The sequence below is a fragment of the Yersinia sp. Marseille-Q5920 genome (assembly GCF_946902935.1).
In the GTDB taxonomy this organism is placed as follows: domain Bacteria; phylum Pseudomonadota; class Gammaproteobacteria; order Enterobacterales; family Enterobacteriaceae; genus Yersinia; species Yersinia rochesterensis.
Genome location: NZ_CAMPQA010000015.1, coordinates 80,569 through 96,975 on the forward strand (window position 1 = coordinate 80,569; position 16,407 = coordinate 96,975).

The window sequence follows — 16,407 nt, forward strand, 5'->3', positions numbered from 1 at the left end:
ATTGCTACGCAAACGGTTTCGTCGGCGGCTCAGATTCACTATAATAGCGCGCGTTTTCCCCTGTTTTGCGTCAATGCATGCTGCGCCCAATGAAGTGCTGTCCCAGTCGCTTCGAAGAGAGAGAAACTTTGATTATGGAAATACTGCGTGGTTCGCCCGCTTTGTCGGCTTTTCGAATTACCAAACTGCTGTCCCGCTGCCAGGATGCTCATCTGCCGGTAGATGATGTCTATGCCGAATATGTTCACTTTGCCGATGTTAGCGCCCCCTTGAGTGCTGACGAACACGCCAGACTCCAGCGGCTGCTTAAGTATGGGCCATCTCTCCCAGAACATGCGCCAGAAGGGCGTTTATTATTGGTGACGCCAAGACCGGGGACGATTTCTCCATGGTCTTCCAAAGCGACTGATATTGCACATAATTGTGCACTGCCACAGGTTTTGCGCCTGGAGCGCGGTCTGGCCTTCTATATACAAGGCTCGAATCTGAGTGAAAACCAATGGCAGCAATTGTCAGCATTGCTGCATGACCGCATGATGGAAACGGTCTTCACTGATTTACAGCAAGCCGAGCAACTGTTCTCTCACCATCAGCCCGCCCCGGTACAACGGGTGGATATCTTGACGCAGGGCCGTAGTGCACTGGATCAGGCCAATATTAAATTGGGCCTGGCACTGGCTCCGGATGAAATTGATTATCTGTTGGCCGCGTTTACTGGCCTTGGGCGCAACCCGACAGATATCGAGCTGTATATGTTTGCTCAGGCAAACTCTGAGCATTGCCGCCATAAGATTTTTAATGCGGACTGGAAAATTGATGGTGTTGAACAGCCTAAATCGCTGTTTAAGATGATCAAAAACACCTTTGAACACACCCCAGATTACGTGCTGTCGGCCTATAAAGACAATGCGGCGGTAATGGAAGGTTCTCAAGTCGGGCGCTTCTTTGCTGCGCCAGAAAATGGCGTTTATGGCTACCATCAGGAAGAGGCGCATATCCTGATGAAAGTTGAAACTCACAACCACCCGACGGCGATTTCACCGTGGCCGGGTGCCGCTACCGGCTCGGGCGGGGAAATCCGTGATGAGGGAGCCACCGGGCGCGGTGCTAAACCGAAAGCCGGTTTGGTGGGCTTCTCGGTGTCTAACTTGCGTATCCCCGGTTTTGAACAGCCATGGGAAGAGAATTTCGGTAAACCCGATCGCATTGTGACCGCGCTGGATATCATGACCGAAGGCCCATTGGGCGGCGCGGCGTTTAACAATGAATTTGGTCGCCCGGCGCTGCTGGGTTACTTCCGTACCTATGAAGAGCGCGTCAATAGCCATAACGGCACGGAACTACGTGGCTATCATAAGCCGATCATGCTGGCGGGTGGGATTGGCAATATTCGTGCTAATCATGTGCAGAAAGCGGAAATCACCGTGGGTGCCAAGCTGGTGGTGCTGGGTGGCCCCGCAATGAACATTGGTTTGGGCGGCGGTGCGGCTTCTTCCATGGCCTCCGGCCAATCTGATGCGGATCTGGATTTTGCTTCGGTACAGCGCGATAACCCAGAAATGGAACGCCGCTGTCAGGAAGTGATCGACCGCTGCTGGCAGTTGGGCGACCACAACCCCATCCTGTTTATTCATGACGTCGGTGCCGGTGGTTTGTCCAACGCGATGCCAGAACTGGTGAGTGACGGTGGCCGTGGTGGCCGTTTTGAACTGCGTGATATTCTTAACGACGAACCGGGCATGAGCCCGTTGGAAGTGTGGTGTAATGAATCTCAGGAGCGCTATGTCATGGCCATTGCTCCTGCGCAGATGGCACAGTTTGATGAAATTTGCCGCCGTGAACGTGCGCCATATGCCGTCATCGGCGAAGCGACTGAAGAAAAACATCTGACTTTGAATGATCGCCATTTCGATAATCAACCTATTGATATGCCGTTGGATGTGCTGCTAGGTAACACGCCGAAAATGCTGCGCGATGTCACCCGCCTACAGGCTCAGGGTGAGGCTCTGCAACGGGCTGAAATCAGCATTGCTGATGCGGTAAAACGTGTGATGCACTTACCGGCGGTAGCAGAGAAAACCTTCCTGATCACCATTGGCGACCGCACTGTGACCGGCATGGTCACCCGTGATCAGATGGTCGGCCCGTGGCAGATTCCGGTGGCAGATTGTGCAGTAACCAGCGCCAGCCTGGACAGTTACTATGGCGAGGCGATGTCACTGGGCGAACGTGCGCCAGTGGCTTTACTGGATTTTGCCGCTTCAGCCCGCTTAGCGGTTGGCGAAGCATTGACCAATATCGCCGCGACCCAAATTGGCGAACTCAAGCGCATTAAACTGTCAGCCAACTGGATGTCCGCCGCCGGTCACCCCGGTGAAGATGCCGGTTTGTATGAAGCAGTGCGCGCCGTGGGTGAAGAGTTATGCCCGGCGCTGGAAATTACCATCCCGGTGGGCAAAGACTCTATGTCGATGAAAACCCGTTGGCAGGAAGGGGATGAACAGCGCGAAATGACTTCGCCGCTATCATTGGTGATTACTGCTTTTGCCCGTATTGAAGATGTCCGTCACACCGTTACTCCGCAGTTGCGTACTGACAAAGGTGACAATGCGCTGCTGCTGATTGATTTGGGTGCGGGCCATAATGCACTGGGGGCCACGGCGTTGACTCAGGTTTATCGTCAGTTAGGGGATAAACCGGCAGATGTACGTGATGTGCAACAACTGGCGGGCTTCTTCAACGCGATGCAGCGTTTGGTCGCCGATCAAGCATTGTTGGCTTATCACGACCGCTCTGATGGCGGTCTGTTAGTGACATTGGCTGAAATGGCCTTTGCCGGTCATTGTGGTGTGCAAGTTGATATTCAATCCTTGGGTGACGATGCGCTGGCCGCCTTGTTTAACGAGGAGTTGGGAGCGGTGATTCAGGTGCGTGCCGAGCAGCGAGCCGCAGTGGAGAAAGTGCTGGCAGACCATGGCCTGACAAACTGTGTCCATTATCTGGGCGGTGCTGTTGAAGGAGATATTTTTGACATCCACCGCGGTACTGACCTGGTATACAGCGAAAAACGTAGCACCCTGCGCTTGTGGTGGGCTGAAACCACTTGGCAGATGCAGCGCTTGCGCGATAATCCAGATTGCGCCGATCAAGAGCATCAAGCTAAACAGGATGAGCGCGACCCTGGCCTGAATGTGAAACTGACCTTTGATCCCGCTGAAGATATCGCCGCACCTTATATTATCAAACAGGCGCGACCAAAAGTTGCGGTGCTGCGTGAGCAGGGAGTTAACTCTCACGTTGAGATGGCCGCTGCTTTCCACCGTGCCGGTTTTGATGCTGTTGACGTGCATATGAGTGACTTGCTGGCGGGGCGCACTGATTTGCAATCTTTCCAGACTTTAGTCGCTTGTGGCGGTTTCTCTTACGGCGATGTATTGGGCGCAGGCGAAGGTTGGGCGAAGTCCATTCTGTTCAATGACCGCGTGCGTGATGAGTTCGAGGCTTTCTTCCACCGCCCAGAAACACTGGCGTTGGGCGTTTGTAACGGTTGCCAGATGATGTCTAATCTACGCGAGCTGATTCCGGGTGCTGAGCACTGGCCACGATTTGTTCGCAATCTGTCTGATCGCTTTGAAGCGCGTTTCAGTCTGGTTGAAGTAGCAAACAGCCCATCACTGTTTATGCAGGATATGGCCGGTTCCCGCATGCCAATTGCGGTTTCACACGGTGAAGGTCGGGTTGAAGTGCGCGATGCGGCGCATCTGGCGATATTGGAACAAAGCAACTTGGTGGCATTACGCTTTGTGAACAACCAAGGCGCGGTCACTGAACAGTATCCGGCTAACCCGAATGGTTCAGCGAATGGTATTACGGCGGTAACCAGTGTCAGCGGGCGGGCCACCGTCATGATGCCGCACCCGGAGCGCGTTTTCCGCACTGTCAGCAATTCATGGCATCCGGAAGAATGGGGCGAAGATAGCCCATGGATGCGTATGTTCCGTAATGCTCGTAAGCAATTGGGCTAAATGGACTTAATAGAAGAGGGCATCAGGTTGATGCCCTTTTTTACTTTTATACAATGCAATTTTCTATCTTATTGCCCTAATCTAATATCAAATGTTTGTTGCGATGATTTTTTGTCATTATTATAAACCTCTACAACTAATTCGTAATCTCCACTATTAACCTCATTCGTTAAAAGGGTAACGTCTTTTGATGAATGGTTAATATATCCGGAAGCCTCTCCATATAACGTATTGTTTTTTCTGACATAAGCGAAGTAATTGATATATTCATCTGTGCTTATATTGAATTTAACTTTTGCTCTCCCTTCCACCAATGCATATCTATCTTTTATATCCTCGACTTGAAAGGTGGGGGGGGGGGCAGTATTGTCAGACATCATGAAACTACTCGCTGGTTTAATTAATTTTGTAGTTACATTCATAACCTCAAGTGGTGGCTTGATGGCGCTAGCATTCAAGCAAATTATTATGAAGCCCATTGCGCTAGTGAATATGGTAGGGATAATTCTCATGTGAGTACCTCTCTAATGACTGGGTAATAGAGAAACTCTGCGGTAAAAACGATAAGCCACTTTTATCGGCATAAGCTGTTACCGGTGTTTGCGTGTTCTGACTTTTGGCGATTTTTAACATTGACCAGAGCCAGATAATTAGCGTGACCTATTTTTTATGGTGATTAAATATCATAATTTATAATGCGATAGTAATTTTGGCTGTTAGGTAATGAGTTGATAATGTTTTTTGCTTTGAAGCTTAGAGGGTGCAGTAAGAAAGCGGTTTTTAATTTGTTGATTATTAATGCTTTTATTTGTTTTGTCGGGAAGTTGCGACACTGGCGGGTTAGTGTGTCTCAAATGGGAGACATTTAATTGTTTGATTTGTATGGGTTTATTTTTTTTAGTCATTGAGTGTCGGGGATTAGCGACAAAACAAAGATTTATCCCCCTATTTGGTGAGTGATATTGATTTTCTCATTTAATGGTTAAATTAAATATTAATTAAAATCAATGTGTTATGTTTGTTTGTGTGAAGTTGGCACGATACCTGCAATATCTTTATTAGTTGCTCATTCACCTCTTTATGATAGTCCCGCCGTCAAGCGGAATATGCACTTCATAAGCCACCGAATGATGCCAAAGACTGGTGCCTATCGTCCACTTAAACCGATATTGTGTGAATGCACATATCAAACATCGGACGACACGTTGAGTGAGGTGCCGCCTATGTCCTACTGTGATGAGTAGTTCATCAATATTGGACATATCTGGATGCTATTCGTCTCATCCTCCCGATGATTGCCTCGGCTTCATCAAACTGGAGACGATATTTAAGGGCATCCACATATTCTGCGACGGGGCAATTTATTGCCCCGTTGTCACATCTTATTATGGTCAAAGATAAGGTAAAGCTTCCCGTTTTCACGGCAACTGACGATAAAAGCAGGCCTGATGATGATTATGACGATAATGGATAAGCAGCCTTAACTTAAAGCACTTCGCTCACGCTAAGTGCTTTTTTTTTACTTTAATCAAGCGGACAAGTTGCCAACCAAACAGACAAGTTGCGGACATGCCCGCATAAATTGGGTCACAGGCATTGTAATCCTGGCTGAGTCAGTTAGCATCACAACAGAATGATAGGTAATGAGATGATTTCGTTGAAAAGATGGCGTTTGTTCCCCCGTTCTTTACGGCAATTGGTACTCATGGCATTTCTGTTGGTGTTGCTCCCTTTATTGGTGCTGGCATATCAGGCTTATCAAAGTCTTGACCATCTGAGCACCCAAGCGGCTGACATTAACCGCACTACGTTGGCTGATGCTCGCCGCAGCGAAGCGATGACCAGCGTGGCGCTCGAAATGGAGCGCAGCTATCGTCAATACTGTGTGTTAGATGATGTAACGCTGGCTAAGCTCTATCAGCATCAGCGTAAACAGTACGCTCAAATGCTGGATACCCATGCCCCGATTCTGCCCGATGCCCGCTATTACCAAACGTTGCGTGGGTTGCTGACCCAACTTTCTGATATCCAATGTAAAAATAGCGGCCCAGAGCAAAACGCTTCAACTTTATTAGAGCAATTTTCCCGATCGAATGCCGAAATGGTGCAGGCGACGAGGGATGTAATCTTCTCCCGTGGGCAACAGTTACAAAAAGATATTGCCGAACGCGGCCAATTTTTTGGTTGGCAATCCTTGTTACTGTTTTTGGTCAGTGTGCTGTTGGTGGTGTTATTCACCCGCATGATTATCGGGCCGGTTAAGGGCATCGAGCGAATGATTAATCGGCTGGGGGAAGGGCGGCCACTGGGCAATACCGCGCTGTTTAAGGGGCCGCGCGAGTTGCGCTCTCTGGCACAGCGTATTATTTGGCTCAGCGAACGTTTAGCTTGGCTTGAATCACAGCGCCATGAGTTTTTGCGCCATATCTCCCATGAGTTGAAAACACCGCTGGCCAGTATGCGCGAAGGTACTGAATTGTTAGCCGATGAGGTTGCCGGCCCGCTGACTCAAGATCAGAAAGAGGTGGTGGCTATCCTTGATAATAGTAGCCGCCATTTACAATTATTAATTGAACAATTATTGGACTATAACCGTAAACTGGCCGATGGCCCCGGTGAGCTTGAAAATGTTGAACTGGTAGAAATGGTCGAAGATGTGATTTCGGCCCATAGCTTACCGGCACGAGCTAAGATGATTCGCACCGAGACGGACTTAAAGGCGGACATTTGTTGGGCCGATCCAACACTATTGATGCGGGTATTAGATAATCTCTACTCCAATGCGGTGCACTATGGTGAGGAATCCGGTACCATTTGGATTCGTAGCCGTCAGGTGAATAACCGCGTGCAAATTGATATTGCCAATACCGGAGCCTCGATCCCGGTATCTGAAGAAACAATGATATTTGAGCCTTTTTTCCAGGGAAGCCATCAGCGAAAAGGGGCTGTCAAAGGCAGCGGGCTGGGGTTGAGTATTGCTCAGGACTGCATCAAACGTATGCAGGGTGACTTGCAATTGGTGTCAGTGGATTACGCAGCAGTCTGCTTCCGTGTTGAATTGCCATTAACCGCCGAGAATGAATAAATAATGTACAAATGGTCTATGCGCAACATAATGAAAAAGACCGTCTTTTTGTCATGCCGGACATCAACGACCGCCAATAAGCTGGTGGGTAAGTCTGGCTCGGGTATTTTTTGGCGAGCTTTATTGCTGGCCCCGCTATTACTCACGGGATGTACTGATAATCCGACCGTTGGCCGTTTTTCCCAAGCAGTTCAGATGGTGATACCGGAAACGAAAATCATTGATTATCGAACTCTACCCTGCGATGTGCTGTGGAGTCTTGATGATAAAGAGACACTGGAAAACTCCCTTTATTGGCTGCGGGCGATGGATTGTGCTGAGCGTTTGGGTTCAACTCAAGCACGAGCATTAGCCGCGTCTTTACCGGTCGTCACCTGGTCAGCCGCCTTTAAGCAGGGTATTCTGGTGAGCAGCTCTGAACCTTCGATTGCTGAGCGCCGTCAGGTGGTTGAGCGCTTAAACAGTTATACTCAAAGCTTCCCCGGCGCTGTGCGCCCACTGATTCAACTGTGGCGTGAGCAGCAGGTGCTGCGCATTTCTCTGGCTGAAGAGCGCACGCGTTATCAGCGCTTGCAAGAGGAATCCGACGCGCAAATTGACCGTCTGAGAGAAAGCCAGGTTCGGTTGCAATATAATTTATTAGATACCACCCGCAAGCTGGAAAATCTAACCGATATTGAACGGCAGCTTTCATCACGTAAGCAAATGCAAAATGAGATTCCTGAAACTGATGCGGATAGCAAAGCTGCAGCCGCAGCGGCACTTAAGTCAGCCGAGGCTGATTCTCAGTCAAAAGTAGAGCCAGTCAAACCGGTTGAAACTAAGCCTGCGAACGTTAAACCGGCCGAAACCAAGCCAGTTCAAGCTAAACCGACTGAAACTAAACCTATCGCGCCTGCTCCGGTTGAAAATAAGCCAACAGAGTCACCAGCAGACAATAAACCTGCGCCGCAACCGGGAGAAAAACCGGCTGATACTTATACACCGCCAGTAGTCCCCCCAACTGATGTTCCACCTGCGACGAATAAGGAATCTCATGACGCCACGCAAACCGGCCAATCTACTGCTGGTTGATGACGACCCCAGCTTACTGAAGTTGCTGGGGATGCGTTTAACCAGTGAGGGTTTTAATGTCACCACCGCCGAAAGCGGGCAGGAAGCATTGCGCTTGTTAATGCGTGAGAAAATTGATTTGGTTATCAGTGACTTGCGTATGGATGAAATGGATGGCATGGCGCTATTTGCTGAAATTCAGAAGCATCAACCGGGTATGCCGGTGATTATTCTGACCGCCCACGGTTCCATTCCTGATGCCGTGGCCGCCACTCAGCAGGGAGTGTTCAGTTTCCTGACCAAGCCAGTTGATCGTGATGCTTTATATAAAGCAATTGATGCAGCGCTAGAACTTTCTATTCCTGCCGGTGATGATACTTGGCGTGAAGAGATAGTCACCCGCAGCCCAGTAATGTTGCGCTTGCTGGAGCAAGCCAAAATGGTGGCGCAATCGGATGTCAGTGTGTTGATCAATGGGCAAAGCGGCACAGGTAAAGAAGTGTTGGCGCAAGCTATTCATGCTGCCAGCCCACGGGCGAAAAAGGCTTTTATTGCCATCAACTGTGGTGCACTGCCAGAGCAGTTACTGGAATCCGAGTTATTCGGCCATGCTAAAGGCGCGTTTACCGGTGCAGTTAGTAGCCGCGAAGGGCTATTTCAGGCCGCCGAAGGCGGGACACTGTTCTTAGATGAAATCGGCGATATGCCGCTGTCTTTACAGGTGAAATTGCTGCGAGTCTTGCAGGAGCGCAAAGTACGCCCATTGGGCAGTAACCGTGATTTAAGTATTGATGTGCGGATCATTTCAGCGACTCACCGTGATTTGCCCAAAGCAATGGCAAAAAATGAATTTCGTGAAGATCTCTACTATCGTTTGAATGTAGTGAATCTCAAGATCCCCACGCTGCATGAGCGCTCAGAAGATATTCCGTTGTTAGCTAACCATTTATTACGTGAATCAGCGAAACGGCATAAGCCCTTTGTTCGTAGCTTCTCAACCGATGCTATGAAACGGCTCATGACCGCCAGCTGGCCGGGTAATGTGCGCCAGTTGGTTAACGTGATTGAGCAATGCGTGGCATTAACCTCTGCGCCTGTTATCAGTGAGGCCTTGGTTGAACAGGCATTGGAAGGGGAAAACACAGCATTACCAACCTTTGTTGAGGCCCGAAATCAATTCGAATTGAATTATTTGCGTAAACTGCTACAAATCACTAAAGGTAATGTGACTCAGGCTGCAAGGATGGCGGGGCGTAACCGTACCGAGTTTTATAAATTGTTGTCGCGCCATGAGCTAGATGCCAACGATTTCAAAGAATAACTGTTGTTAATCAATGACAACACTGACAACCGAGTTTAAATCCTAATGAGCAGATCACTTTCCATTGCATTAGCCCAGTTAAATTGGCTGGTCGGCGATATCGAAGGCAACACTGAACGCATGTTGCAGACTTTACATGAGCAGCAGAAGGCGGGAGCTGATTTAGTCATGTTCTCCGAGCTGGCTTTGTCCGGTTATCCGCCAGAAGATCTGCTGTATCGTGATGATTTCTACCTACGCTGCGAAGCGCAATTAAATCGTTTGCAGGCGGCAACGCAGCAGACGGCGGTGTTGGTCGGGCACCCATGGCGCGAACAGGGCGAACTGTATAATGCGCTATCACTGTTTGCTGACGGTAAATTGCAAGGGCGCTATTTCAAACAGCAATTACCCAACTACGGTGTCTTCGACGAAAAACGCTATTTTTCAGCCGGTCATCAAAGTTGTGTCGTGGAGCTGAAAGGCTATCGTCTTGGCCTGCTGATTTGTGAAGATTTATGGTTTGATGGCCCTGTCGATGCGGTTAAAGCCGCAGGTGCAGAAATTGTGTTGTCTATCAATGCCTCTCCGTACAATCGGGAAAAACCCTATATCCGCAAAACGCTGATGGCGGCTCACTGCCAGCGCACAGGATTGCCATTGGTGTATCTCAACCAAATCGGAGGTCAGGATGAACTGATTTTTGATGGCTGTTCCAAGGTATTCGATGCTGCCGGTAATATGACTCACCGTTTGGCGGCATTTGCTGAGCAAACCACCTTATTGCAGCTCAATGAGTGCGACGTGGTGCCGATGACAGCGCCTGCCGCAGAGTTACCGCCGTTGGCCCAGGTCTATGAGGCATTGGTTTTGGCGGTGCGCGATTACGTGACGAAGAACGGCTTCAATGGCGCGGTTCTTGGCCTATCGGGCGGGATTGACTCAGCATTAACACTGGCGATTGCTGTGGACGCGCTGGGTAAAGATAAAGTTCAGGCATTGATGATGCCGTTCCGTTACACCGCCGATATCAGTATTGCTGATGCCAAAGAAGAAGCCGAAATTTTGGGTGTCGAATTTGATGTGCTCTCTATCGAGCCGATGTTCGATGCCTTTATGGGGCAATTGTCACCGATGTTTGCTGGCAGCAAGCGCGATACAACGGAAGAGAACCTTCAGGCGCGCTGCCGTGGGGTGGTCCTAATGGCCTTGTCAAACAAACGCCGCAGCATCGTATTAACTACCGGTAACAAAAGCGAAATGGCGGTCGGTTACGCCACATTGTACGGTGATATGGCGGGCGGTTTTGATGTGCTGAAAGATGTGCCCAAAACGTTGGTATTTAAACTATCCGAATATCGTAATACCGTTTCATACGTGATTCCGCAGCGGGTGATTACCCGGCCACCGTCAGCGGAGCTGGCGCCTGATCAGAAAGATGAGGATAGCCTGCCACCTTATGATATTTTGGACGCCATTCTCGAAGGGTATGTCGAGCAAGATAAGTCAGTGGCCGATTTGGTTGCTGACGGTTTTGATGAAACTATCGTGCGTAAAGTCATCCGCCTGGTAGATATCAACGAATACAAACGGCGTCAGTCTGCTGTCGGGCCGCGTATCACTGCCCGCAACTTTGGTAAAGATAGACGCTATCCGATTACATCAGGCTTTGGCCGCAAGAATTGGTAAAACAGGGATTCACCATGAAAAAAATTGACGCGATTATTAAGCCATTCAAACTCGATGATGTCCGTGAGGCACTGGCTGAAGTCGGTATTACCGGGATGACGGTGACAGAAGTAAAAGGTTTTGGCCGCCAGAAAGGGCATACCGAGCTGTACCGTGGCGCTGAATATATGGTGGATTTCTTGCCAAAAGTAAAAATCGAAATTGTTGTTGCTGACGATATCGTGGATACCTGTGTAGAGGCCATTATGCAAACGGCTCAGACTGGTAAGATTGGCGACGGCAAAATTTTTGTCTTTGATGTCTCCCGTGTGGTGCGTATTCGTACCGGCGAACAAGACGAAGAAGCTATTTAACTTCAGTCTGTTATCCAATAAGAAAGCCCGATCGTCACAAAACGATACGGGCTTTTTTTATTTCTAACGCTAAAGTTATTGGCTTTAGTTTGTTCCACCTCGATAACATCGCTGCGGGGCTGAAATTTTCCCTGGTGTCAGAATGAGATAGCCGCACCAATGAGCATAACAATTTGTTTTAATGGAATTTTTTAAATATTTTTTCTCTTGGTCGTCCTGCATAATAATGACTGTTAAATTATTATTATTTTGAGTATTTATAATGAAAAAAACCTAGTGTTGTATTTCCGCACATCACCCCCACCAATATGTTTTAACGCAGCAGGGGCGTGTCACTAGAAAGATATAAACCGTAAAGGTTAGCGAGTAAATATCCAATCTCATTTTCTGCTGGTTTTAGGGAGAAATAGGCCAACAAATCCTGATTTATCTCTCGGATATAGTGAATTTCTTCCCTTTGGATAATTTCCGCTAATATTGCTGGGTCCAGCGGGGGGATTTCTTCACCATGGCGGGTACGCATTAATGCATTCGCCATATGGGTGATCGCCATAACACCTTGCTCACTCTGCACTGGCAATTGCCAAAAATGCTCTAAGCGATTGATAACCTGGTCTAATCCTTGGCCGATATCGTGATCAATAACCCCTGACTGACACAAAATATTAAGACGTGCATTAATACAAATCTTCAAAGAGTGGCCTCCTGAAAATAGCTTGGCTTTCTGCCAGATTGATATAATTAATAGCGAGGTTCTATCTCGCCGTGCTGTACAGCTCTCTGGTGGTTAAGCAGCAATGTTTCATTAATCCCTTTTTCCAGCAGTAATTTGATGGGGTGATTATCGGGCCGGATAAGAATAACGGCTTGCGAGGCTTGAATATAACGCTCATCGCCTTGCAGCTTTATTGCCTGTAAACCTTCATGGGAAATATTATCTGCCAGATTCCAAATGGCGGCATCAATATCACCACGGTTTATATGTGCGATACAGTCGCTATAAGGTAATTCGACTAATTCTATAGGTTGCCCGGCAAATTTAATTTCAGTCAGCAGACATTGGTCGGGTGAGCGCGGATCTAACCCGACTCTACGAATTTTATGCTGTTCGCCACGGCGGCAAATAAGTTGATGACCATCCACGTAAGAGCCATTGCCCAAATTCAACGCCAATGCGACTTTTCCTTGGTCGAGATAACTTTTAGCTGCCAGATGCGAAACCACCGCCATGTCATAAATGCCGTCTATCAGACATTCAATCCGCACTTCTGCCCCACGCATATGGGCAAAATAAAGGGGAAGTAAGGTAAATTGCTCTCTTAAACCACTGGCCAAACCTTCATAAAGCTTGGTGTAAGGCAGTGGCATGGCGCACACCATATTGCCCAGATCCGCTTGTTGCAGCAACAGCGGCATATTCAGATCAACCAGTAAGGTTCCATTACGGCCACGGCGTTCAACAATAATAGCGCCATCCGCTTCCAGCACTTTTAAAGCATGCTGTACTACTCCGACGGAGATACCGAAATTATCGGATAACTCATCAATAGTTTTAAGCCGATTGCCAGGGCACTCACCAATTAGATAGCGCGCCATGGATACCAATGCCAATCCTTCTTTTTTTATGAATTTCTTGCTCATGGTAGATCAATTCAGCCTTAATTCACCCCGAATGACAGGGCAATGAATAGTGAGGGACAAAGTTAGCCACACTATTAATTTTCAGTTGTATGAATATTTAGACATTCATCCGAATGCCTCATCGTGGCAATATTAAATTAGGATATATGAGATCTAAATCACGTTCTACCACATTTAAAAGCAATAAGTAGAAGGTTTTTTTATAACAGATATGCAGGGGAGCACTGAGAGCATCCCCTGTGAAGTTAAATAAAATTCAATGGTTAAATGACTTTATGTGGGCCAAAACATTCATAATGAATTCGCTCGGATGCTACCCCTTGCGCCAATAATTGGCGGCCGGCGAATTGCATAAAAGCGAGTGGGCCACAGAAGTAATAATGTCGGTTGGGATCGGCTGCGAGCCACTGATGTGAACTGAGATCCATTAATCCTTCGCTGTGATAATTCTCCCCGCGCTTATCCTGCTCCGTTGGTTCGCGATACCAAACATGGCGGCTGATATTGGGCATATTTTCTGCTATCGCGGCGACTTCCTCGGCAAAAGCATGAACTTGTCCATTTTCAGCCGCATGTAACCAATGTATCGGCGCGGAATGTTGCTGTTTATGCAGGGTATTAAGCATACTTAACATTGGGGTTTGACCCACACCGGCAGAAATCAGCGCCACAGGTGTCTCCGGCGTAATATCCAGGAAAAAATCGCCACGAGGAGGGGCGATGCGAACACTGTCCCCTTCGTTCAATTCACGGTGCAAATAGTTTGAAACCGTTCCTTGTTCTTCGCGTTTCACCGCAATGCGGTAGGTTTTTCCGTTAGGGGCAGCGGTCAGGGAATATTGGCGGATTTCTTGATATTCAAGCCGCTCATCTTCGATATAGATGCCCAAATATTGGCCTGGCTTGAAATCCAGCACTCGACCACCGTCTTCTGGTGCTAATAAAAAGCTGCAAATCACTTCGCTCTGCATCTCTTTTTTAATGATGCGGAAACGGCGCAAGGTTCGCCAGCCACCAGTTGCAGACTCACCTTGTTGATAAATCTGACTTTCCCGCGTAATAAACACATCAGCCAGCACCCCATAAGCTTTACCCCAGGCATCTAACACTTCCTGGCCCGGTGAGAGCAACTCATCCAGTGTGTTTATCAGATGATGACCGACTATCGAATAATGCTCGGGATGAATGTTTAGGCTGGTGTGTTTCTGGGCAATACGTTCAACTGCGGGCAATAAAACGGCCAGATTTTCAAGATTTGCCGCATAAGTACAAATAGCGTTGAACAGGGCTTCGCGTTGATCGCCATTAAACTGATTGCTCATATTGAAAATGTGCTTGAGTTCAGGATTATGCGCGAACATACGGTCATAGAAATGTGCCGTTAGTTTGGTGCCGGTGGCGGCCAATAACGGAATAGTGGATTTAACAGTGGCGATGGTTTGGCTATCCAGCATGTGATGCTCCTTAAAGATTTATCCCCTGCGTCCTGACTGCAATGCCAATGACTTGGGTGTTATTAATGTGCAAATCAATACATGTATTTTAAATGCATCTTATAGAATGCCCTGTAATTTGTAAATGCACATTGCCCTTACCTGAGATGACTCCGCCGTGTCAGTTCACAGAATGTGAAAAAAGCACATAATGAATATGAGGATAATTCCGTTGCATTGAATGAAGTCTGAACAGGTCAAAGCCTTACGCAGTCTGGAGCCAATCGTTTGCGTAAAAACCTCTGTCAAGACCTATCTTAACGAGGGGGAAACAGTTTACACTGTGTCTTAAAGCCCAGAAGGGCAGTCCACCAGATCTATTTTGTTAGCTAAGTCAGGAGAGCCGGATGTTAAAGCGTGAAATGAACATTGCCGATTATGATGCAGATCTATGGCGTGCAATGGAGCAAGAAGTGGTGCGCCAGGAAGAGCACATTGAGCTGATTGCCTCTGAGAACTACACCAGCCCGCGTGTTATGCAAGCACAAGGTTCTCAGTTGACGAATAAATATGCTGAAGGCTATCCGGGCAAGCGTTACTACGGTGGCTGTGAGTATGTCGATATTGTTGAGCAACTGGCGATTGATCGTGCAAAAGAGTTGTTTGGCGCGGATTACGCCAACGTTCAGCCACATTCTGGTTCTCAGGCGAACGTGGCGGTTTACTCAGCATTGCTGAAACCTGGCGACACTGTTCTGGGGATGAATCTGGCACACGGCGGCCATTTGACCCACGGTTCACCGGTTAACTTCTCCGGTAAACTGTACAATATCGTTCCTTACGGTATCGATGAATCTGGCAAAATTGATTATGAAGATATGGCGCGTCAGGCCGAAATTCATAAACCAAAAATGATCATCGGCGGCTTCTCTGCCTATTCCGGTATTGTTGATTGGGCAAAAATGCGCGAAATCGCCGACAGCATCGGCGCATGGTTCTTTGTCGATATGGCGCACGTCGCCGGTTTGGTGGCTGCGGGCGTTTATCCTAACCCCGTCCCACATGCACACGTCGTGACCACTACCACGCACAAAACACTGGCTGGCCCACGCGGCGGTTTGATTTTGGCGAAAGGCGGCGATGAAGATTTGTACAAAAAACTGAACTCGTCTGTGTTCCCAGCGAACCAGGGCGGCCCATTGATGCACGTTATTGCGGGCAAAGCGGTTGCGCTGAAAGAAGCTATGGAACCTGAGTTCAAGGTTTACCAGCAACAAGTGGCTAAGAACGCGAAAGCCATGGTGGCGGTCTTCCTGGATCGCGGCTACAAAGTGGTTTCTGGCGGTACAGATAACCACCTGTTCTTGCTTGATTTGGTAGATAAAGACATCACCGGTAAAGATGCAGATGCTGCTTTGGGTCGTGCCAATATCACCGTGAACAAAAACAGCGTGCCAAACGATCCGAAAAGCCCGTTTGTGACTTCAGGTGTGCGTATCGGCAGCCCGGCTATTACTCGCCGTGGTTTTAAAGAAGAAGAATCTCGCGAGCTGGCTGGCTGGATGTGTGATGTGTTAGATAACATCACTGATGAAGCCACTATCGAACGTATCAAACAGAAAGTTTTGGCTATCTGCGCCCGGTTCCCGGTTTACGCATAATTTCGGCCGATTGAATTTTTCTAATAAAAACCCGCACAATGCGCTGGTGAATCCCCAGAAAAAAGGACAGGCATAGAGAAAATATGATCTACTGATTGTGCAACCAATTCAGCGAGATCAACTCTATGCCTGCCCGTAAAGTATGCCAGAACTTTTTCCGGGGCGCT

General features: G+C 48.3%; 11 protein-coding genes. 7 read left to right on the forward strand and 4 right to left on the reverse strand.

Annotation, left to right across the window (positions count from 1 at the left end):
- The first annotated feature begins 134 nt into the window (after positions 1–134).
- Positions 135–4,025 carry a phosphoribosylformylglycinamidine synthase gene (purL, locus tag OVO64_RS18240; protein ID WP_050291497.1) on the forward strand — a complete coding sequence of 1,297 codons (3,891 nt, stop codon included), beginning with the start codon at positions 135–137 and terminating at the stop codon, positions 4,023–4,025.
- A 68-nt stretch (positions 4,026–4,093) separates the two neighbouring features.
- Here the strand turns inward: purL and OVO64_RS18245 are convergent, their stop codons facing one another.
- Positions 4,094–4,537 (reverse strand): hypothetical protein, encoded by a 444-nt coding sequence (locus OVO64_RS18245; protein WP_038635510.1) that lies wholly within the window; start codon positions 4,535–4,537, stop codon positions 4,094–4,096.
- A gap of 1,136 nt (positions 4,538–5,673) precedes the next feature.
- On the opposite strand from OVO64_RS18245, the gene OVO64_RS18250 reads away from it, so the two are divergent.
- From OVO64_RS18250 to glnB, 5 genes are read left to right on the forward strand one after another with little or no spacing between them, the layout of a single operon-like run.
- On the forward strand, positions 5,674–7,110 hold the full coding sequence (locus OVO64_RS18250; protein ID WP_038635508.1) for a sensor histidine kinase: 1,437 nt from the start codon (positions 5,674–5,676) through the stop codon (positions 7,108–7,110).
- Positions 7,111–7,140: 30 nt separating this feature from the next.
- Complete coding sequence (gene qseG / locus OVO64_RS18255; protein ID WP_072089053.1) at positions 7,141–8,184, forward strand: two-component system QseEF-associated lipoprotein QseG; 1,044 nt, start codon at positions 7,141–7,143, stop codon at positions 8,182–8,184.
- A complete protein-coding gene (gene glrR / locus OVO64_RS18260; protein ID WP_267248927.1) occupies positions 8,147–9,484 on the forward strand; it encodes a two-component system response regulator GlrR in 1,338 nt (445 codons plus the stop codon). Before qseG ends, glrR begins: the two co-directional genes overlap by 38 nt.
- A gap of 45 nt (positions 9,485–9,529) precedes the next feature.
- Positions 9,530–11,152, forward strand: coding sequence for an NAD+ synthase (locus OVO64_RS18265; protein WP_038635504.1), 1,623 nt, complete (start codon positions 9,530–9,532; stop codon positions 11,150–11,152).
- A 14-nt stretch (positions 11,153–11,166) separates the two neighbouring features.
- The gene (gene glnB / locus OVO64_RS18270; protein WP_002231018.1) at positions 11,167–11,505 is read left to right on the forward strand and encodes a nitrogen regulatory protein P-II; all 339 of its coding nucleotides are present in this window, start codon (positions 11,167–11,169) and stop codon (positions 11,503–11,505) included.
- A gap of 313 nt (positions 11,506–11,818) precedes the next feature.
- Here the strand turns inward: glnB and OVO64_RS18275 are convergent, their stop codons facing one another.
- From OVO64_RS18275 to hmpA, 3 genes are all read right to left on the reverse strand, one after another.
- Complete coding sequence (locus OVO64_RS18275) at positions 11,819–12,199, reverse strand: PRD domain-containing protein (protein ID WP_038635500.1); 381 nt, start codon at positions 12,197–12,199, stop codon at positions 11,819–11,821.
- A gap of 47 nt (positions 12,200–12,246) precedes the next feature.
- Positions 12,247–13,146, reverse strand: coding sequence for a GntR family transcriptional regulator YhfZ (yhfZ, locus tag OVO64_RS18280; protein WP_038635498.1), 900 nt, complete (start codon positions 13,144–13,146; stop codon positions 12,247–12,249).
- Positions 13,147–13,409: 263 nt separating this feature from the next.
- Positions 13,410–14,600 carry an NO-inducible flavohemoprotein gene (hmpA, locus tag OVO64_RS18285; protein ID WP_038635496.1) on the reverse strand — a complete coding sequence of 397 codons (1,191 nt, stop codon included), beginning with the start codon at positions 14,598–14,600 and terminating at the stop codon, positions 13,410–13,412.
- A 386-nt stretch (positions 14,601–14,986) separates the two neighbouring features.
- On the opposite strand from hmpA, the gene glyA reads away from it, so the two are divergent.
- Positions 14,987–16,240: a serine hydroxymethyltransferase gene (glyA, locus tag OVO64_RS18290; protein WP_038635494.1), complete on the forward strand. Its 1,254-nt coding sequence runs from the start codon at positions 14,987–14,989 to the stop codon at positions 16,238–16,240.
- The last annotated feature ends 167 nt before the right edge of the window (positions 16,241–16,407 follow it).

Coding starts and splice junctions, on each gene's coding strand:
- purL (WP_050291497.1), top strand. CDS start 135: ATGGAAATACTGCGTGGTTCGCCCGCTTTGTCGGCTTTTCGAATTACC.
- OVO64_RS18245 (WP_038635510.1), bottom strand. CDS start 4,537: ATGAGAATTATCCCTACCATATTCACTAGCGCAATGGGCTTCATAATA.
- OVO64_RS18250 (WP_038635508.1), top strand. CDS start 5,674: ATGATTTCGTTGAAAAGATGGCGTTTGTTCCCCCGTTCTTTACGGCAA.
- qseG (WP_072089053.1), top strand. CDS start 7,141: ATGAAAAAGACCGTCTTTTTGTCATGCCGGACATCAACGACCGCCAAT.
- glrR (WP_267248927.1), top strand. CDS start 8,147: ATGACGCCACGCAAACCGGCCAATCTACTGCTGGTTGATGACGACCCC.
- OVO64_RS18265 (WP_038635504.1), top strand. CDS start 9,530: ATGAGCAGATCACTTTCCATTGCATTAGCCCAGTTAAATTGGCTGGTC.
- glnB (WP_002231018.1), top strand. CDS start 11,167: ATGAAAAAAATTGACGCGATTATTAAGCCATTCAAACTCGATGATGTC.
- yhfZ (WP_038635498.1), bottom strand. CDS start 13,146: ATGAGCAAGAAATTCATAAAAAAAGAAGGATTGGCATTGGTATCCATG.
- hmpA (WP_038635496.1), bottom strand. CDS start 14,600: ATGCTGGATAGCCAAACCATCGCCACTGTTAAATCCACTATTCCGTTA.
- glyA (WP_038635494.1), top strand. CDS start 14,987: ATGTTAAAGCGTGAAATGAACATTGCCGATTATGATGCAGATCTATGG.